General features: G+C 38.0%; 19 protein-coding genes, 1 riboswitch and 1 other annotated feature. Of the genes, 6 read left to right on the forward strand and 13 right to left on the reverse strand.

Features of this window, described 5'->3' with window-relative positions; genetic code table 11:
• Positions 1-43: 43 nt before the first annotated feature.
• The 4 genes from ACWOEC_RS08820 to ACWOEC_RS08835 all read right to left on the reverse strand — a co-directional run bounded on the left by ACWOEC_RS08820 (position 44) and on the right by ACWOEC_RS08835 (position 5,671).
• A complete protein-coding gene (locus ACWOEC_RS08820; protein WP_455307500.1) occupies positions 44-2,476 on the reverse strand; it encodes a heavy metal translocating P-type ATPase in 2,433 nt (810 codons plus the stop codon).
• Between the two features lie 74 nt (positions 2,477-2,550).
• On the reverse strand, positions 2,551-3,450 hold the full coding sequence (locus ACWOEC_RS08825) for an ROK family protein (protein WP_455307502.1): 900 nt from the start codon (positions 3,448-3,450) through the stop codon (positions 2,551-2,553).
• Between the two features lie 82 nt (positions 3,451-3,532).
• Entirely contained in the window at positions 3,533-4,738 is a 1,206-nt protein-coding gene (locus ACWOEC_RS08830; protein WP_297076126.1) for an NAD(P)/FAD-dependent oxidoreductase, read from the reverse strand.
• A 30-nt stretch (positions 4,739-4,768) separates the two neighbouring features.
• The gene (locus ACWOEC_RS08835; protein ID WP_455307504.1) at positions 4,769-5,671 is read right to left on the reverse strand and encodes a 1,4-dihydroxy-2-naphthoate polyprenyltransferase; all 903 of its coding nucleotides are present in this window, start codon (positions 5,669-5,671) and stop codon (positions 4,769-4,771) included.
• Between the two features lie 108 nt (positions 5,672-5,779).
• Here ACWOEC_RS08835 and ACWOEC_RS08840 point away from each other — a divergent pair, with 108 nt between their 5' ends.
• Positions 5,780-6,760 (forward strand): polyprenyl synthetase family protein, encoded by a 981-nt coding sequence (locus ACWOEC_RS08840; RefSeq protein WP_455307506.1) that lies wholly within the window; start codon positions 5,780-5,782, stop codon positions 6,758-6,760.
• A 60-nt stretch (positions 6,761-6,820) separates the two neighbouring features.
• Here the strand turns inward: ACWOEC_RS08840 and thiT are convergent, their stop codons facing one another.
• From thiT to nfsA, 8 genes are all read right to left on the reverse strand, one after another.
• On the reverse strand, positions 6,821-7,336 hold the full coding sequence (thiT, locus tag ACWOEC_RS08845) for an energy-coupled thiamine transporter ThiT (protein ID WP_455307585.1): 516 nt from the start codon (positions 7,334-7,336) through the stop codon (positions 6,821-6,823).
• 80 nt (positions 7,337-7,416) lie between these two features.
• A riboswitch (TPP riboswitch) is annotated at positions 7,417-7,519 on the reverse strand.
• A 51-nt stretch (positions 7,520-7,570) separates the two neighbouring features.
• Positions 7,571-8,620 carry a serine hydrolase gene (locus ACWOEC_RS08850; RefSeq protein ID WP_455307508.1) on the reverse strand — a complete coding sequence of 350 codons (1,050 nt, stop codon included), beginning with the start codon at positions 8,618-8,620 and terminating at the stop codon, positions 7,571-7,573.
• Entirely contained in the window at positions 8,617-9,138 is a 522-nt protein-coding gene (locus tag ACWOEC_RS08855; RefSeq protein ID WP_455307510.1) for a DNA-3-methyladenine glycosylase I, read from the reverse strand. Before ACWOEC_RS08855 ends, ACWOEC_RS08850 begins: the two co-directional genes overlap by 4 nt.
• Positions 9,139-9,271: 133 nt before the next feature.
• Positions 9,272-9,931 (reverse strand): methionine ABC transporter permease, encoded by a 660-nt coding sequence (locus ACWOEC_RS08860; RefSeq protein WP_297079271.1) that lies wholly within the window; start codon positions 9,929-9,931, stop codon positions 9,272-9,274.
• Positions 9,931-10,962 carry a methionine ABC transporter ATP-binding protein gene (locus tag ACWOEC_RS08865; protein ID WP_455307512.1) on the reverse strand — a complete coding sequence of 344 codons (1,032 nt, stop codon included), beginning with the start codon at positions 10,960-10,962 and terminating at the stop codon, positions 9,931-9,933. The genes ACWOEC_RS08860 and ACWOEC_RS08865 overlap by 1 nt, the downstream gene beginning before the upstream one ends.
• A complete protein-coding gene (locus ACWOEC_RS08870) occupies positions 10,959-11,804 on the reverse strand; it encodes a MetQ/NlpA family ABC transporter substrate-binding protein (RefSeq protein WP_455307514.1) in 846 nt (281 codons plus the stop codon). Before ACWOEC_RS08870 ends, ACWOEC_RS08865 begins: the two co-directional genes overlap by 4 nt.
• Before the next feature lie 50 nt (positions 11,805-11,854).
• Positions 11,855-12,096, reverse strand: a binding site (T-box leader).
• Positions 12,097-12,161: 65 nt separating this feature from the next.
• Positions 12,162-13,121 (reverse strand): L-lactate dehydrogenase, encoded by a 960-nt coding sequence (locus ACWOEC_RS08875; RefSeq protein WP_297079278.1) that lies wholly within the window; start codon positions 13,119-13,121, stop codon positions 12,162-12,164.
• Between the two features lie 17 nt (positions 13,122-13,138).
• Positions 13,139-13,879, reverse strand: a complete 741-nt coding sequence (nfsA, locus tag ACWOEC_RS08880) for an oxygen-insensitive NADPH nitroreductase (protein ID WP_455307516.1) — start codon at positions 13,877-13,879, stop codon at positions 13,139-13,141.
• Between the two features lie 294 nt (positions 13,880-14,173).
• Here nfsA and ACWOEC_RS08885 point away from each other — a divergent pair, with 294 nt between their 5' ends.
• The 5 genes from ACWOEC_RS08885 (at position 14,174) to ACWOEC_RS08905 (ending at position 17,954) form a co-directional block, all read left to right on the forward strand.
• Positions 14,174-14,560 carry a DUF1093 domain-containing protein gene (locus ACWOEC_RS08885; RefSeq protein ID WP_455307518.1) on the forward strand — a complete coding sequence of 129 codons (387 nt, stop codon included), beginning with the start codon at positions 14,174-14,176 and terminating at the stop codon, positions 14,558-14,560.
• Positions 14,561-14,637: 77 nt separating this feature from the next.
• Complete coding sequence (locus ACWOEC_RS08890) at positions 14,638-15,390, forward strand: ATP-binding cassette domain-containing protein (RefSeq protein ID WP_438765921.1); 753 nt, start codon at positions 14,638-14,640, stop codon at positions 15,388-15,390.
• 11 nt (positions 15,391-15,401) lie between these two features.
• On the forward strand, positions 15,402-17,228 hold the full coding sequence (locus ACWOEC_RS08895; protein WP_455307521.1) for an FtsX-like permease family protein: 1,827 nt from the start codon (positions 15,402-15,404) through the stop codon (positions 17,226-17,228).
• Positions 17,229-17,468: 240 nt separating this feature from the next.
• Positions 17,469-17,627: a hypothetical protein gene (locus ACWOEC_RS08900; protein ID WP_455307523.1), complete on the forward strand. Its 159-nt coding sequence runs from the start codon at positions 17,469-17,471 to the stop codon at positions 17,625-17,627.
• A gap of 3 nt (positions 17,628-17,630) precedes the next feature.
• Complete coding sequence (locus tag ACWOEC_RS08905) at positions 17,631-17,954, forward strand: hypothetical protein (RefSeq protein WP_455307525.1); 324 nt, start codon at positions 17,631-17,633, stop codon at positions 17,952-17,954.
• A gap of 567 nt (positions 17,955-18,521) precedes the next feature.
• Here the strand turns inward: ACWOEC_RS08905 and ACWOEC_RS08910 are convergent.
• Positions 18,522-19,931, reverse strand: a complete 1,410-nt coding sequence (locus tag ACWOEC_RS08910; RefSeq protein WP_455307527.1) for an amino acid permease — start codon at positions 19,929-19,931, stop codon at positions 18,522-18,524.

Consider the following 19,931-nt stretch of genomic DNA (forward strand, 5'->3'; position numbering starts at 1 on the left):
CACTTTTTGATTGGACTTTCAAAAAGTGATCCCGTATTTTTTATTAAATTTTGCGTTTTAATCGTAAAGCATTTAGTAAGACCGAAACAGAACTAAAACTCATCGCTCCACCAGCAAGCATCGGATTGAGGAGTGGTCCACCAAATAAATACAAGAGCCCCATCGCAACTGGAATCCCTAAAATATTATAAGCAAACGCCCAAAAAAGATTTTCTTTAATCGTTTTTATCGTCAAGCGACTATATAAGAGCGCTTGAACTACTCCTGTCAATTCGTTCTTCATCAAGATGATATCCGCCGACTCTAATGCCACATCTGTTCCTGAACCGATCGCCATCCCAATATCTGCTTGCGCGAGTGCAGGAGCATCATTTACTCCGTCGCCTACCATTGCGACTAGTCCTTGATGTTTTGTTTGCAATTGTTGGATTGCTTGTGCTTTTTGAGCTGGAACGACCTCACTGACTACTTCGGTGATCCCAACTTGACGTGCGATCGCTTGTGCTGTTTTTTCGTTATCTCCAGTCAACATGACCACACTTAGCCCGTTTTCTTTTAATGACCGAATCGCTTCTTGACTGCTTGGTTTGATTGGATCAGCCACGGCTAATGCGCCTATGATAGTTGTATCTGTGACTAAAGCGATTGGTGTCTTCCCTTGTTCTGCCCAAATAGTCGCTTGTTTTTGAATCTTCTCTGCTTGTGGTAATGCAGTTAGAACGGTCATATTTCCCAAACGATACGTTTGACCCTCGATCGTCCCTTTAATCCCTACACCAGGTAAAGCTAAAAATCCATCTACTTCTTTTAATACAAGTTGCTCTTGTTTTGCTCGTTTTAAGACTGCTTTCGCAAGCGGATGTTCAGATACTTGTTCAAGCGAAGCCACTAGCGTCAAAAAGTCCAACTCACTCGATCCATTGATACTAACTAAATCCGTCACTTCAGGATTGCCTTGTGTGATGGTTCCAGTCTTATCTAAAACGATCGTTTGCAGTTGATGTGTCCGTTCCAATGCTTCACCCGTTTTAAATAAAATTCCTTTTTCAGCCGCTTTTCCCATTCCTACCATCATCGCTGTCGGTGTTGCTAAACCTAATGCACATGGACAGGCAATCACTAATACAGAAATAGTGATCGTCAAGGCAAAGACCCAAGACTCGTGGCCAAAAATCAACCAAACAAGACCTGAAAGTAATGCTAAGCCAATAACGATCGGTACGAACACACCTGAAACTCGATCAGCTAGTTTAGCAATCGGTGCTTTTGATCCTTGTGCTTCTTCTACTAATTTTACAATTTGAGCTAAAGCCGTTTCAGCACCGATCTTCGTCACACGCATCTCGATGCTGCCTTGTTGATTCAAACTAGCACCTACAACTGAATCTCCTACTTGTTTAGCAACCGGCAAACTTTCACCAGTCAGTAAACTTTCGTCAATACTAGTCGTACCTTTTGTCACAATCCCATCTGTTGGAATTTTTTCACCTGGTTTAACCAATACGATATCGCCTACTTGCAATTCGGCGACCAATCGCGTTTGTGCTTGTCCTTTAATTAACACTGTCGCCTCTTTTGGAGAAAGATTTAAGAGACTTTGAATCGCATCGGATGTTTTTCCTTTGGAGACTAATTCAAAATATTTCCCTAAAGTAATCAAGGTCAAAATCACTGCTGCCGATTCATAATACAAATTCATCGCGGCTGTCGTATCACCTAAATAGACCATAATGGTTCCATATAGACTATATACAAACGCTGCACTGGTCCCTAACGCTACTAAGGAGTCCATTGAAGGATGCCCTTTAAACAAGGCTTTGAATCCTTTGGTAAAAAATACTCGTCCAATGATTAAAACCGGCGTCGCCAGTATCAATTGTAGTGTTGCCGCAACGATTGGCGCATGATGACTACTGATCTGATGCCAAATTGGTAATCCAATCATTTCACCCATCGCAAGATACAATAAAGGGATCGTAAAGACTGCCGACCAGATAAATCGATGCCACATGTGGTGGATAGCTTGTTGTTTCTTGTCTTTTTGATTGATATCTGGCTGCTTTTCTACTACTAAATGATAGCCTGCGTCCGTTACTGCTCGAGCGATCGTGACGATCGAGATATCCGCGCTGACAAAAGATACTTGTAATGTTTCAGTCGCGAGATTGACTGTGGCTTTTTTTACACCAGCTAACTGACTGACTACATGTTCTACTGTTTGCGCACAACTAGCACACGTCATCCCCTCCACTGGTAATGTCATTTGAGTGATTGGATCGACTAGCTGATACCCTGCGTCTGCTACTGCTTGTGAGAGAGTGGAAAATGAAATTTCCGCATCTTCTGTGATCTGTAGTGTTTCATTCGCAAGATTGACCGTGGCCTTTTTCACATGCGGTAGTTTTGCGACAGCTTTTTCGACCGTTTGGGCACAACTAGCGCATGTCATTCCTTCAACTTGAAATTGTTTATGCACAAGAATTCACTCCTTTAGTTCGTCTTCTTGTTCATATCCTACTTCTATCGTTTACGTTTGTCAACGATTAAACACTAAGATGACAGTTCTGTTCGCAAGGCATAGACTGCACCTAAACAATTTGCATGATTTTGAAATTGACAGGCTTCAATCACTACCGGGGTAAAGGTTTGTTGATAAAATGCATCATGATTTAATATTTTCGTATACTGACGATTGATTTCTGTAATCAATAAAGGTTGAGCACTGATTCCTCCACCGATGACGATCTTTTCTGGATCAAAGATACATTGTAGATTAAAGAGCAATGAAGCGATTTGGAAACAATAGCCTTCAAATAGATCATATAATGATTTAGACGAATTTTTATTCAAGTGTTCAAATACTGTCTGACCATCTGTTATATCCTCTAGTTCTAGTAAGCGTGCTGCTTGTTTGATAAATCTGGCAGCTGAAAGTTGTGCACCCGTCATTACCTGTTTATCTGGTAGGCTCGGATGATTCAAAATAAAACTAAACTCGCCAGCTTGAAAATTTTTTCCTTCCAAAAGTTTCCCATCAACTAATAAACCACCACCGACACCAGTCCCTAATGTCAGACCGACTGCTTGTCTAATACCTTGTAAACTACCTAGCCAATATTCACCTAAAATCGCAGCTTTACCATCATTTTGAATAGCAACCGGTAACGTACAGCCGATTTTTTCAAAAAAGTCCGCAAATGAAAAGTGATCTAAAAAAGTCAATGAACCTCCATGATAAACTATTTTTGTCGTGGTATCGATCTTTCCGGGACAACTGATTCCCACTCCCTGACAAGTATCTGGTAGTTCATTTAAGATATTCTCGATACACGTTAAAAATTGTTGTTTTGTTTTCGGTGTATCGGTCGTCTTCACATCAGAAAGTTCACCTTCTTTAGTAATATATGCTTGTTTGATCTGAGTCCCGCCAATATCCAATGCACAGTACATCAAACCGCCTCCTTTTCTTACTACTTTAGCGAAAAAAAAAGAAGCAATCAAGTTTCCTTGATTGCTTCTTTGAACGATCGACTTAATGATATAGATCAAAACGACCTTTAGCGAATACTTCTTTAAATCCACCAGTTTCCATTAATGATTTGTTTTCAATCATTTTCTTCACGAATGAAGCTGGATATCCTTTGATTCCAGTATTTCCAACCATACCAAATGCATGCGTATTTCCGATTGAAGCTACAGAACCTTGAGATTTAAACGTAAATTCTTGTGTTGCTTGACCATTTAATTGGTTCAAGATGTTTTTAGCAGCGTGTGTTCCCATTTTCAAAGCGATTTGTGCAGTTGTTGGGTAAGGACGATTTGATTCTTTATCCATTACAGCAGACACATCACCAATTAGATAAACATCGTTGTGATTTGGATCAGTCAAGTCAGCATTGACCATTACGCGGCCACGACGTTCTTCAAATCCAGATTCACCGATTACCGTGCTTCCGCTAACACCTGTTGTCCAGATGATCGTAGCAGCTTCTAGTTCACCCATTGTTTCGTCTTTACCGTCTTGGTAGACAACTGTTTCAGGTTTGATTGCTTTGATTGCTTTACCAGTCATTAATTTAACATCCCATTTAGCTAAGTGATCTAAACAGTAATTTGTTAAATCATCGTTGAACATTGGTAAGATTGTTGGGGCAGCTTCGACACAGAAAATTTCGATTTCTTTTGGATCTACGCCAGCGATTTTTGCATAACGTGGACGTGCTTCTACTAAAGAACCAACTAATTCGATACCAGTAAATCCAGCACCACAAACAACTAATTTTAGATATTTTTTATCTTTTGTTTGTTTGTATTTTGCCATGCTTGCTAAAATGTGCTCATGGATTTTGTTAGCTGAATCAATAGTTACCATCTCTAAAGCATTTTCTTCAGCACCTTCGATTCCAAATGTTTCAGAACGGAAACCTAAAGAAACGATCAAGTAATCATAATGGATTGGTGATCCATTTTTTAATGTTACTTCTTTTTTGTCTGCATCAATTTTTTCAACGCGGTCTTGCACAAAAGTAGTTACTTTTGGATTCACTACGTCTTTGATTGGATAGCAAATTTTTTCTTTTGGTTGTGTCCCAGCAGCTACTTCATGTAGATAAGTTGCTTCATAATGGTAATCATTTTGATCCACTAATGTAATATGGAAATCTCCAGCTTTTTTCTGCAAAGTTTTTAAGGCCATTAAGCCTGCATAACCTGCACCTAAAATCGTCACTTCTTTCACGATTCGTCCCTCTTCTTTCTATAATAAAAATTAAATTAAGATACCCAACAGATAAGTTAGTACTTGCACAGCCGATCCGACAGCTAAAATACGAATAGCACAGATAAATGTTTCTCTTTTCACTTGTTTTGCTAAAAACAGTTTCGTTTGTTTGTAAACAAAAGGCACAATCACTAGTGATAATAAAACTGTTACAGGTGCCAATTGCAATAGTACAGACGCAATAATTCCTATAAATGCAAACAGATTAAAAAACACAAATAAATTTAATGAACCTTTTCGTCCTAAATAATGTGCTAATGTATACCGTTTATTCTTCTCATCTTCTTCCATATCACATGTGTTATTTGCAAGCATTAAGTTTGCAATCCACAGTGTATTCGGCAATGCTATAATAAAAATACTGGAAATACTTGAAAAATTCCATTCAAACGATTCATACGTGTTTAAGTACACACAAATCAATGAGATCATAAAGCCCATGGTAAACCCAGAGAAAAACTCGCCTAAAGGCAAGCTAGACAAAGGTCTAGGACCAGATGAATAAAAAATTCCTACTAAGTAACAGTATAATCCCATCCAAAAAAGTGGCCAGCCAACAAAATACGCAAGGGTCAATCCCATAATTGCGGAAACGATAATCATACTGGTCATCAGCCAGAACACCAAGCGAACCGATAGATTTTCCCGACCAATAATATTGGTTTTTTCGCGATAATCATGAACATCTGTTGCGTGATGGTAATCGTTATAGTTGTCGAGCATATCGACGGCCATATTGAATAAAAACATTGCAAGAAAATAAATTAGAACAAATCCGAGATGAATGGACCGGTAATGATACCAACTATAACACAATCCGATCAAAAATGGTAACACACTTGCGGTTTTTGCTTTAAATTCTACTAATTCTAAGAATACTTTTAATGACATACGCTTCTCCTTTCATTGAATTGTTACAAGTTGTATAAAATTAGCCAATTTGATAGAAAATAAGGTAGAATATGACTATCCTATTATAACTACCGAAAGGGCTGTATTATGCACTCATACTGGAACGATTATCCTACAATTCAGAGCAAACTCCAAGTCGTTTGCTCAATTTTAGAAGAACACATGACGATTCGTAACAAAGAAATCCAAGAAACTTTGGTTGAATTTAGCCGCGCAGGTGGCAAATACCTTCGTCCAGCCTTCTTTTTTTTATTTGCTGAATTGGGAGATAGTACAAAACAAGACAAAGACCGCTTAGCAAAAATTGCGGCATCAATTGAATTACTTCACATGGCAACATTGATCCATGATGATATTATCGATGATTCTCCACTACGTCGTGGTGTGATCACTGTACAATCGCACTATGGTAAAGACGTAGCTGTCTATACTGGGGATTTACTATTTACTTTATTTTTTGAGTTACTGATCGATACGATGAACGGCTCACCATTTATGCAAACCAACGCTCAAGCAATGAAACAATTGCTACTAGGTGAACTTGATCAAATGAACAACCGCTTTAAAGAAAATGAAACGATCGAAGATTATGTTCAAAGCGTCGATGGTAAAACGGCGGAATTATTTTGGTTAGCTTGCTTAGAAGGGGCTCATTTTGGGCAAACTTCACAAGAAATCGAAAAATTAGCTGGTGAGATCGGCCGCAATATCGGGATCGCATTCCAAGTTTATGATGATATCTTAGACTACACGGCTGATGAAGAAGTCTTACAAAAACCGGTTTTAGAAGATTTAGCGCAAGGTGTCTACACTGTGCCGCTACTGTTAGCAAAATCAGAGCACGCAGAAGCATTTAAACCTTTGTTAGACAAAAAGGAACAACTGACACCAGAAGATGCCAAACAAGTAGCCAAACTTGTTCATCACTATGATGGTGTAGAAAAAGCCAAAGCCTTTGCTAGAGATTATACTGAGCGAGCATTAAACGGTATTCAACAATTACCACAAGGTCCTGCTCGTGACCAAATCGAAAAACTAACCCGACAATTACTTGAACGTAATTATTAATTGTCCATTATCTTTACCTTTGTGAAAAAATGAACCGAGAGCGATCGCTCTCGGTTCATTTTATTTTGGCTGAAAAATATGACTAATCTTTAATAAAATCAATACGGCAATCATCGTAACCAGTGCTGTTGCTAGTCCACTGGCACCATTCATTACAAGTGAGAAGAGCCACGGCTTCATTCCCCAAAGAGCATAAGCTCCCCAAAAGATCCAACCCGCGATAAAATGAAAAATGTAACGTACAAATGTGCCTAAAAACACACCTTGAATTGCGGCGATCGTTACTTGATGACGGTTATCTCGTGTTAAGCCATTTTGCAGTTTAACTGCATATATCCCGGCTAATCCCAGACAAGCATCTGCTATTGGGTATTCTAGTACGACTTGAACCGGTGTTAAGAAATAAGCTATCCCTGTTACAAAATGCAATAATCCCCAAACAAGTCCTGCCGCCATTCCTGCTTTGACTCCACGTCTCAAAGCAAATACGATCAGTGGGATCTGACCTAAAGATATTGAAAAACTACTGCCGATATTTAGTGGAATAAAAGACAACACGATTCCCAGTGCTGCCATGATCGTTCCTTCCACCCATATCCGATTTTTTTGTTGCAAAAAAAGTCCTCCTTTGTCTGAATCCACAAAGGAGGACACATTTATGTCACTCTCACAATCCCTACGTTCGCATGATCGAAACAGGTTCAGAGGGTTTAGAGCACTGCTCATTCTCAGCCCAGATGGACTCCCCTTTGTGAATCATTCAATTTTTTTGTTCCTAGATAGCATAACATAATGATAAAAAAGCGCAAGTTATTTTGAATTCAACACGTTATTACTTGCTGCGGCCAGACTTGCTAATAAGTTTTCACCCGATTCCATTGTATCGTTATCCGCAGATAGGATCGCCACCAAATACGGTGTATCATTACTTGGGACTTGTCCGATACTATTGACGATCCACGTTTCACTACCATCTTCTTTTTCATCATTTAACCAGCCATTTTTTAAGGCAACATTCTCAGAAAGTGTGCCGATCCCAAAACGTTGCTCATCAGAAACATTTCGCATCAACTCTTGGATCTGAGCTTGTTCGTCTTTTGTTAAATAATCAGAAGTCTCAAAAACAGTCCGTAACAACTTGATTTGATCACTTGCTGTCGTTTGAGTCAATCCCCAACTCTCTTCATCGACTTTCGTATCGTTCATATTCAAGGTATCAAACATAGCTTGTAACGCAGTTAAACCACCTGCTTTTTCATCTAATAAATAGGTTGTATCCTCGTTGTCGCTATCTTCGATCATTGAACGTAAAGGCTCTAAGTCATCTTCATCAAGGGTCTCCCCATTTTCACGGATCGTATGCAATAAAAGGGTCGCGACAGCTACTTTGACGATACTTGCGGTATAAAAATGCTCGTTACTATTTTGATCAGTAATCAATTGACCATCTGCCCAAATCGCGATACTTACTGGATTTTTTTGTTCGGTTAAAATTGGTTGCCAAGCATTTTTCAAACGCGTCTCTAGCGTGTCCGTCGTTTTTGCCAATTCGTTTTCTTGCTTAGTATCAGTCGCTTTTTTCGTCGTTTGAAATAAACGATGAACCGCTACGACTTTAGGAATATGTAGTTGGCTAACGACTAGTGTCGCACTCAACCAAAAACACATCGTCAATACTAAATAGAGCGACAAACGGTTACGAAAATGATATTTTTTAGCGAGCACTGTTTGAACGACTAAAAGCACTAGCGCTAAAATCAATAAAAAACTAATAAACCAATAGGAGATCATCAGATATACTACTAAAAGACCGATGATACTAATCCCAGTCCATTTTAAATACTTGTTAATACAGGTCATACCTCTCTAAATGCACACTGTTTTTCATGATCATTGACCATTCCTACAGCTTGCATGAACGAGTAGCTCGTTGTGGGTCCAACAAATTTAAAGCCTCGTTTTTTTAATTCCTTACTCAAAAAAAGCGCCGTCTCTTTAGGGTCGGGCATATAGACCGTAAATGTTGCAAAATAAGTCGCCAAATCACCAAATGTTACTTGTAATTCTTGTGCGGCTTGTGCGTTTGCAATTACGGCTTCGATTTTTTTACGGTGACGTATGATCCCTTGATTTTCCATCAGTTCATCGACTTTTTCAGGGGTGAGTTGTGCGATTTCTGGAATCGACCAGTTCGCAAATGCTGCGGTAAAATTAGCCCGTTTTTTTAGGATCGTTGACCAACTTAGGCCAGACTGCATCAATTCAAGAGTCAGTGCTTCAAACAATGCTTCATCTGTTTGATGGACTTTTCCCCATTCTGTATCATGGTAAGCTTGTTCGATTGGATCCTCTTTTACCCATTGACAACGATAGACCATGGTAACTCCTCCTTATAGCTCAGATACTCTCTTGATTATAGCAAGTTTCTATGAAAAAATCGTGACGAAAGCTTTAGAAAAACATGACAAAAAAACGCTAACTTCTCCATTGAATGAGAAGCTAACGTTTGATCTAGTGGGTAAAATAGCTCGCGATTTTATCGCCAGTCCATTGAATGATCTGCACTAATATGACAAGAAGTAAAATGACACTCAACAAGACACCAGTTTCATAGCGATTGTACCCGTATTGAATCGCCAAGTCACCGATCCCACCGGCTCCGATCGTACCGACCATCGCCGAGTATCCCAATAAACTAATGATCGTAAGTACGATTCCGCGGATCAATGCTGGCAGACTTTCTGGTAACAATACATTGAAAATGATTTGAGGGATCGTAGCCCCTTGTGCCACACTAGCTTCTAAAACTCCTGGATCGATATCTGCAAAAGCTCCTTCGGCGATTCGGGCAAAAAAAGGAATCGCCGCAATCGATAAAGCAAGCGCACCACCCAATGGCGTATACGGATCTTTTAAAATCAAGGCTAATACTGGCAATAACGTCACTAGTAAAATCAAGAATGGCAAAGAACGGATCGCATTGACAATGAATCCTGCGATTCGATGTAAGGCCCGATTTTTGATAAATAGTTCATGACTTGCTAAAAAAAGAAGTAAGCCGACCAAACCACCAACTACTACACCAACGATCGTTGAGATACCAACCATTTCTGCCGTTTCTAACAAAGCTTTTGGCAAATATAATCGTAAAATTTCTGACGTACTTTCCATCAAGCGACCTCCTTAATAATCGTACATTGCGCTACACGATCTGCTAGTACTTCTAAAACCGAAGCTTTATATTTTGTCTCGGCTTGCAAATGAACGAGTAAGATTCCGATCGCTTGACCTTTGATATATTCGATCTTTCCATGCACGATGCTGATTGTGACCGGAAATTGTTTGGAGATTTCCGAGATAAGTGGTTCCAGTGCAAATGTCCCTTGATACCGTAGTTCGATCAAAGTTCCTGTTGACAGTTGCTGATCTAACTCTTCTGGAAAATCTAGATCAAAATATCGTCCGACTAATCGCTTAGTTAATTCATGTGTGGGTGTAGCAAATAAGTGATACGTTTCTGCTAGTTCAACGATTTCACCATTTTCCATAACTGCCATCCGATCAAATAAGCGATGGGCCACTTCTAATTCATGGGTGATAAATACGATCGTCAAGTTTAACCGTTGATTGATCTTTTTTAGTAATTTTAAGATTTCTTCTGTCGTTTCGACGTCTAGTGCACTCGTCGCTTCGTCACAAAGTAAAATCTCAGGATCATTGATCAAAGCTCTGGCGATACCGATCCGTTGCTTTTGACCACCAGATAGTTCATTAGGATACGCGGCATATTTTTCTTCTAAATCGACAAGTTGTAATAATTCACGTACCCGTGCTTCTCGTTTTTCTTTTGGATAGTGACTGGCTTTTAATGCAAACAGCAAATTTTGTGCCACTGTCCGATTGGTGATCAGATTGAATTGCTGAAAAATCATTCCGATTTTTTGACGCGTTTGACGTAGTGCCTTCCCTTTTTGCGGTACGATATCTTCTTGATCGATCAAGATCTGGCCACTCGATGGTTTTTGCAAGCCATTTAGTGTTCTGATCAAAGTACTTTTCCCTGCACCACTCAATCCCACGATCCCAAAGATCTCTCCTTGATAAACGGTAAGATCGACATCTTTGACCGCATAGACGGTCGTGTTCTCTTTGGTATACGTTACATTGACTTGTTTTAAGACTAATTTTATGGCTCTGCTCATTTTTGCTCACTCCAAAATGCAGGATGTTCGAAGTTTTTAAATGGTGAATCAGCGATTTTTTCTTGGAACGCTTTACTATCTAAAACTTCTTTGACTGCTTTAGCAAATTTACTGTCTTTCTCATCTGTACGGACAACAAAGACATTTTTGTAGTTATCTGTTAGTTTTTCCAAAGCCAACGCATCAGCTGGATCCAATTTCGCTGCCCAAGCAAAGTTCCCAGGAACTGCTGCTACATCTACGGTATCAAGCGAACGAACTAATTGAGCCGCTTCTAAAGGTTTGATCGTTAGATTTTTAGGATTGGTCGCAATATCATTGACGGTCGCTTTCGTTTCATCGATATCTGCTTTTAACGTGATCAAGTCATTCGCTGCTAACAATTTTAACGCACGAGCAAGATTAGATGCATCATTTGGAATCGCAATCGTTTGTTGATCACTGATCTCTGATAATTCTTTTAATTTGGTTGAATATAGCCCCATGCCTAGTGTTGGCACTTGTTGCACGACGCTTAATTTTAAGTCATTATCTTTAGCAAATTTTTCTAAATAAGATGTATGTTGGAATAGATTGGCATCGATCTGTCCGCCAGCTAATGCTTTGTTTGGCTGGATATAATCATTGAATAATTTCGTTTCCAATACAAAGCCTTTTTCTTTTAATAATGGACTGATCACATCTGTTACCATCTCCCCGTACGGTCCAGGCGCTACTCCAACGACTTTTGTTTCAAGTTTCGTATCGTCTTCTTGTCCAGAAGCACTTGAACCACATGCTCCTAATACAAATGTCGCGACAAATCCTAGTGCTGCTAATCCCCATTTTGTTGTTGTTTTCATAATCAATTCCCCCTTTTAAAATAAAAAAAGCCCTCATCTTTTTCTAAATAGAAAAGGACGAGAGCGAATGCTTTCGTGTTACCACCTTTGTTTATCGTCTTTTTACAAAGAACGACCTCGACTAGTACCATCATACTAGGTTGCGCTAACGGGCACATCCGTCACAGGCTCATACTTACTCACCTATGAATTGCTCAAAGACCATCTTCGACGATTCTAAAACATTCCTTTTCACCATCCAGGAACTCTCTTGGCTTTTATCTTCGTGTACTCTTCTTTTCAACGCAATGATTATATGAAGTTATCGAAAACTATAATCTTATTTTAATCGTTTGTCAATCTTTTTTTCATCAAGAATCAGTCGATATACGAACGAATTTTTTCAGTATACGTACGGATCACGTCAGCTGAATGTGCAAATTGGGCTTGTTCTTCTGTCGTCATATGCATCTCTAATACATCAAATACACCTTCACGATTTAACACGACCGGCACACCCGCGTAAATGTCTTCTTCATCATATTCGCCTTCTAATAAAGTCGAAACTGGAATAATCGAATTTTCATCAAATAAAATAGCTTTGATGATCCCTACACAAGCAGAAGCGATCCCATAATAAGTCGTTCCTTTACGGTTATAGATTTCCCAGCCTTCTTTAGTCGTCTTTGTGACAAGATCTGCTAGATCGACTTCACCGACGATATCTGGATTATCTTTGATCACATCAAAAATCGGTTTTCCAGCAACGGTCACTGTCGACCAAGGAACCATCAATGAATCACCATGTTCCCCCATTGCATAGGCATAGATACTACGAGGATCGACATCAACTAGATCTGCGACAAAATTTTGTAAACGTGCTGAATCGACAGAAGTACCCGTACCGATGACTTGGTTTTTTGGTAATCCAGACAAGCGGTACACTAAGTAGGCCATCATGTCAGCAGGATTTGAGACGACTAAAAAGATCCCATCAAATCCGCTTTCCATCACTGGCTCTACGATTGATTTGACGATTTTAGCACTTAAATCTAACGTATCCAAACGCGTTTGTCCGGCTTTGGGTGGCGCACCTGCTGTGATCACGATAATGTCGACATCTTTACAATCAGCATACGTTGCCGTTTTGACTTTCACATTACGGTCTAAATAACGAATCGAATTACGCAAGTCACGCACTTCTCCTGCGGCTTTCTCTTCATTGATATCGATCAATAGTACTTCATCACAAACACCTTGTGTAATTAAACTAAAAGCAGTTGAAGAACCCACTAGACCAGTTCCAACGATCGCTACTTTCGATGGTTTGATATACATACTCATCCTCTTTTCTATTATTGTTTCAGATCAAATCCTTGTTTTACTAAAAATGCAGCAATCTCTTTACGACGTATCACGCCAAAAAATTCAGTCATTTTAGAAGAAAAATCAGCTTTTTGAGCATTGCTGCTGCGTGCACCATAATACGTTTCTAATTGCGCATCATATGCTGAGAAATCACTAAAAGTTGCTTTAGGATAAGTATTTTCAGCTACTACATTTGCTTGTGGTAAACGCGGTTTGGTTTCGTTCTTATGAACAGGTATTCCAATCGTCATCCCAAATAAAGGCAACGTGTGATCAGGTAATGCTAGCAACTCTGCTACTTTAGGAATATCATTACGAATCCCTCCGATGTAACAGATTCCTAGATCTAACGATTCAGCAGCTACTGCCATATTTTGAGCTGCAATCGTAGCGTCAACTACTGCGACAAGTAACGCTTCTATATTACTTGCACCTTCAAGTGATTGACCATTGTTTTTTAATAACCTCGCATGACGGTAAAGATCCGCTACAAAAACATAAAAAGTTCCCGTTTTTTCAACATATGCAGCACTATTTGTGATTTCAGCTAGTTGTTTACGTAAAGTAGGATCAGTAATCTCTAAAATCGAGAATGCTTGTACAAAATTAGATGTAGACCCGCTTTGTGCTGCTTGGATCAATACATCTTTTATTTCATCGGATAACGGCGTATCCTTGAAAGCACGCACAGATACATGGGCTTTTAAATTCTGAATCGTTTCGTTCATCTTGATTGAACTCCTTTTCGTTTTTTCAATTCTAGCATAGCATAAAACCCCTCTAGACAACATCTTGACGAAGCTAAATTACACTAGAAAAATAAGCTACACATCCTATCTAAGTTCTCTCTTAAGATTCTTTTAATGAAATAGTTTCCTAATTTATCAATGTTTTAGAATCTTTTTTAGCTATTCTACTCCAAGAAAACGCTATTCTAACACTTCTGTTAGTTGTTTCTATGGTTTTTTAAACATAAAGACGGCATAATAGAGATATCAATTAAGTAAAGGGGTTATTTTTAAATGAAAAAAATTATTGGGATTATCGTAATCGTAGCAGTCGTTGTAGTGGGATTCTTTGGCTTTCAATATTATCAAAATACGTATAACGGACACGAAGCTTATGCAAAAGTTCCGACGACGGTTCCTAAAAAACATGAAACAAAAGATTCAAATGGAAAAGTTATAGGAAATTCTTATTCCTATGATTATACGTTCACTTTTGTTACACCTAAAGGCGAAAAAGTCGAGATGGGTTATACATTAATCGGTGAAGATCCACAACCGTTGACACCAGGTGAGTATATTTCAGCAGAAATCAGTAAAACAAGAATCGTTAGTGGCCCAAATGATATCGAAAAATCAAAAATACCTCTTAAGTCCCTAGAGGTTTTAGAATCAATCAACTAATATAAAGAAAAAAAGACCGATCGCAGAGTTTTAAAATACTCGCAATCGATTTTAACTACAACTTACAGGAGGAACTTATGGAAACAATTGTTCAAGTAAAAGAAGTAACAAAGGTTTATGGAAAAAAAAATGAAAAACAAACACATGCATTACGTGGAATCGATTTTATAGTAAAAAAAGGTGAATTCGTTGGGATCATGGGAGCATCTGGTTCTGGTAAATCAACATTATTGAATATTTTATCTACTTTAGATCAACCAACAGCTGGTCAAGTTACGATCCATGACCGTAACTTAACCTCATTAAAAGGCGATAAGTTGGCCGATTTTCGCGCCAAAGAAATTGGTTTTATCTTCCAAGAATTTAATTTATTAGAAACTATGACAGCTAGTGAAAATATCGCGATCCCGTTGTCTCTACAAGGTGTAAAACCTAAAGAAATCAAAGAACGGATCCAAACCGTTGCGACGCGACTAGGCATTACAAAGATCCTGACACAATACCCTACTGAATTATCAGGAGGACAAAAACAACGGGTGGCTGCAGCACGTGCGTTGATCACGCAACCTGCGATCTTACTTGGTGATGAGCCAACCGGTGCGTTAGATTCAAAAAGCGCGAAAGACCTTCTGGACATGATGGAAGAATTGAATCAAAAAGATCAAGTCTCGATCTTACTAGTAACACATGATCCTTTCTCTGCTAGTTATTGTAAACGAATTTTATTTATTAAAGATGGTGTCATCCACAAAGAAGTAACACGTGATGGAAAAACACGAAATCAATTTTACCAAGAGATCTTGACCACTCTTGGAAATCTGGAACAGTAGGAGGAACCAGTATGATTTGGAAACTCTCTCTGACGGGTATGAAAACGCGTTTACGTGATTATATGATTTTATTTTCTGGACTTGCGATTGCGGCGGCGATCTTTTATATGTTTGAAAGTCTAGCCACTAATAAAGAATTTCTTGAACACAGTAATACTGTAAGTTTCGTCAGTATCGTCTTTCATTTAGGTACAGTTTTATTAGGGATCATCACGTTTGTCTATATTCTGTATGCCAATTCCTTTTTAATGACCTTACGGCAAAAGACGTATGCGATGTTGATGATGCTAGGCGCACGTACAAGTAAAATTGCGCAAATGATTTTTATTGAAACATTTGTTGCAGGTATCGCAGCCACAGTCGTTGGTATGGTTGTAGGTGTAGGATTAACGGCTTTAGTCAATCGATTGCTCGTAAATCAAATGAGAATCGTAGTTAGTCATTACACACCATTTAATACCTCTGCACTACTCGTTACATTAATCTTTTTTATTGCAGTCTTTTTGATTGCATCGATGATCAATGCCTCTTCGATCGTGAAAAAATCGATTTTACAATTACTAAATGAACAAAAAACACCTACTCGGTTTAAACGCAATCCATTCTTAGTATTTATTGAAACAGTCATTGGTTTGCTTTCATTAGCGATTGGCTACTATGTTTTATCTGAAATCGTAAAATTCCAAATTATGGGACTAATCATCGCTTTAGTAACAATTATCTTAGGAAGTTATTTAATCTTCCATTCAGTAGTGATTTTCGTTATTAGTTTATTAAAAAAATCTAATGTAGTTGTATTCAAAAAATTAAATAATTTCACACTTTCACAATTAAGTTTTCGTGTTCATGATTTTACACAGATTCTGTCTATGGTCTCGATTTTATTCGCACTAGCATTAGGTGCATTGACTGTCGGATTAGGATTTCGTAATCAAATCATGACGTTTACAAATACGGCAGCAACATATGATATCGTATTAAATAATGCTCAAAAAATCGATCAACAAAAAATCAATAAATTAGATCCTACTTTAAATGTGACGTATGATCAAAAATACGATGACACGACGGTTTATTATATTAAAGAACAATTCGATCAACATCCATTTGAGCAAAAAGATCAATCTGTCTTTTTATCACGTGAAGTCAATGATAAAACATTAAAATATGATGCTGCTAAAATGGAACAAGATGAACAAGCTCAAAAATCCTTACAAGATCTTGAATTACCAGAACAAAAAGAAAAACAAATCAAGCTAATCAGTCAAGCCGATTTTGACACTTTAGGTCTAGATGAGAGTCAGTTACAAGTGATCAATGTTGCAGATTTTACAACGATCCTACCTCAAATCAAAACATTAATCGAGGAAAATGAAAAAAATAATCCTTCGTTAGGTGGTGCTGAAGGACAAAATAGTTTTTCTCAAAAATACTATGTGTACAACCTGTACAATACGTTCTTTTCAGGATTTGAATTTATGGGCTTCTTCCTAGGAATCGCCTTTTTAACGATGCTCGCTAGTTGCTTGATGTTTAAGATCTTATCTTCAGCGAATAGTGACACCATTCGCTATGAAATGCTTCGCAAGATCGGTACAAGACAAAGTCTATTAAAACGCGCGATTTTTAAAGAAATCGGCATCTTGTTCTTATTACCGGGTATTTTAGGAAGTATCCATGTATTATTTGGTTTACAAATGTTTAAAAACTTCCTTACTCAGCCTTATCATAATATTTGGATTCCATTTACAATCTTTATCGTTCTTTATGCCTTATATTATTTTGCTACAATTTTGATCTACACTAGTATCGTGTTGTCAAAAGAAAAACGTAATTAAAAAGAGGCTGTGACATAAGTTTAACAAAAATCGCATCGAAAAGGAAAACTTTCCTCTTCGATGCGATTTTTGTTAAACTAAATAAAAAAAGAAACATCGGATGCAGCCGATGTTTCTCAACATAATCCTCCTGAAAGGACTAACAAAATGTATACAAATTATACCATGAAATCTACGATATCAGAAATGAAAATTCACTTTATACCAAAAGAAAATCACGTTGCTTATTTTATTAACGACTTGGTTAATTCACTTCCAATTGAAGATCAATACTTTTTTGGTCGTCCTCGATTATATAACGCAAGAAACGTACTCAAACTTATTTTATTTGCTTATACACGAGAAACATTTACAAGTCGTAAAATTGAACGGTTGGCAGATGCAAATCTTTATGCATGATGGTTGACAGAAGAACAGTTCACGTCCTATCGGACAATTGCTCGTTTTTGTTTTTCCTCTGAAATGGATGAACTTCTTCAAACTAGCTTAGACACTTTGGTTACTTACTTAAGAGAACGTTATTTAATTGATAATGCTTTGTTTATTGATGGGACTAAACTGCTAGCTGATGCCAATAAATACAGTTTTGTTTGGAAAAAGAATACGATCCGTTTTGATCAAATGAATCGAAATAAAATGGCTGAAATGATACACGAACTAAAGGATGCGTATCAAGTAAAGTCTATTCCCGAAGAGTCTAATTTAACTCTAGATATGATTGAGTAATTGATTACACGGATGGAAATACAATTAGAATCTTTAGAACAATAAATTACTGAGTCAGCTGCATTATCTCCAAATCCTAAAAAACAAGAACGACGAGCATTAAAATCCAAGATACGTAAATTCCGTGAACGAGAGGTAAAACTAGCTGATCACCAAGTTCAACTCACTACTTTTAGATCTCATAGTAGTTATTCAAAGACAGATATCGATGCAACATTTATGCACGTTAAAGAAGATCTACAATCTTCAGATTGCGACATGTAATCGATTTATTTTAGGCCATGAAGGTTGGTAGCGTCAAGAATTATGTATAAATGATCCCGAAATAATTCATCTTAATCCCCTTTATTGAGTAGTGTTTGCATAATTTCTGTAGTAAAATTAGTCATGAGAAAGTCCTTCTATAAAATTTTGATGTCATAACTTTAATTTTACAGAATGGACTTTCTCTTTTTATACCCTAAATTTCTATTTACACAAAATATTTTACGCTATCAAAAGGTTCTACAAAAATTCCAAATGAATTTTTGTAGAACCTTTTTACCATGTATTCATTAAAGACTTATGTCACAGCCTCTTTTGTTTTTGAATATGTTTTATGGAATAGAAACGATAAAACACAAAAGGTAGTGCCAACGTCACTATAAAGCAAACCACCAATAACAATAGATAAGAATGGCTGTCACTTTTAGCAATCGCCGTAGGGACAATAAATGCAGTAATGACTGCGCTGAATGAAATCAATAAGCCAAATCCAGCTACGATAATTTTCACCAATTTCCCTCCAGGAATTTGATATTCGCGTGGTAGATCTTGATGTTTATGCAAAACGACAAAGTAGGCGATAAAGAACAAAATATAGGCGCTTAGATAAATCAAAACAGTCATTGAAATCGCTGCTTGAAAGGCGATCCCACCTGAACCACCAGAACCAAATGTTAATAAAGCAGCCCAGATCGTTACGATGATCGCTTGGATCACCAAGATCTTAACGGGAACTTGATGCTGATTTTTTTGTGCTAATCCTTTAGGTAATAAACCTTTCGTCGCCGCAAATTGCAAGCCTTCTGTTGGACTGACGATCCAAGAACTGACTTGGGCAAAGATCCCAAATGAGATCAAAAAGCCAATCAAACGAACGCCCCAACTTAAATGTCCTGGCGAAAACAATAGCGTCGCCGTATCCACCACTCCTTGATTTGATGAGATGGTTCCTGTTAGTACCATGGATACGATACTGCCACCTAATGTACTCATTACGATTCCCACAAGAACAAGTAAAATCAATAGTTTAGGATAGTTTTTTTGTGGATTTTCTAGCGATGAAAAATGTGGTGCTGAAGCTTCGACACCCATATAAGCTAAAACAAATGACGTCAAAGCACCGATATCTTTTGTAGTAGGGAAAAAAGGTACTTTCGTAAAATTCGAAGACAATGTATGTCCCTTCATAAAGTAAAAAATGGTAAATATAGTCAAAATCAATACCGGTAAAACGATCCCGATCGAAAAACCATATTTTGCTAGACGCGCTGTCATCTCAGTTCCTTTGAATTGGACTAATGTGAGTACCCAAAAAATAAGAACGACTGCTAAAAACTTAAACAATGGATTGCTATTCATCTCTGGAATATTTAAGACGTATGCTAACGTCCCTACGATAAAATAAATCATTGTTACAAAGCCGACGGTGATCTGAAACCATTGAAAAAATAAAGCTGCAAAGCCAAATTTTTCTCCCAAAGGTTTTCCGACCCAGCTATAGATCCCACCTTCTTGATACCCTTTGATCGTCGCCAGTTCTGCAGCACATAAAGCTACTGGTAAAAACCATGTGATCCCGCAAAGCAGTAAAAAGAAGATCAAGGATTTCCCCGACGCAGCAAACGTCGGGTACTCATATACCGTGATAAATAAAGAAGCCGTCATTGAGAAAAAAGCAAAACGTGACATTTTACTTTGTTGTCCTTCGTTCAT

The organism is Enterococcus bulliens, from assembly GCF_053761865.1.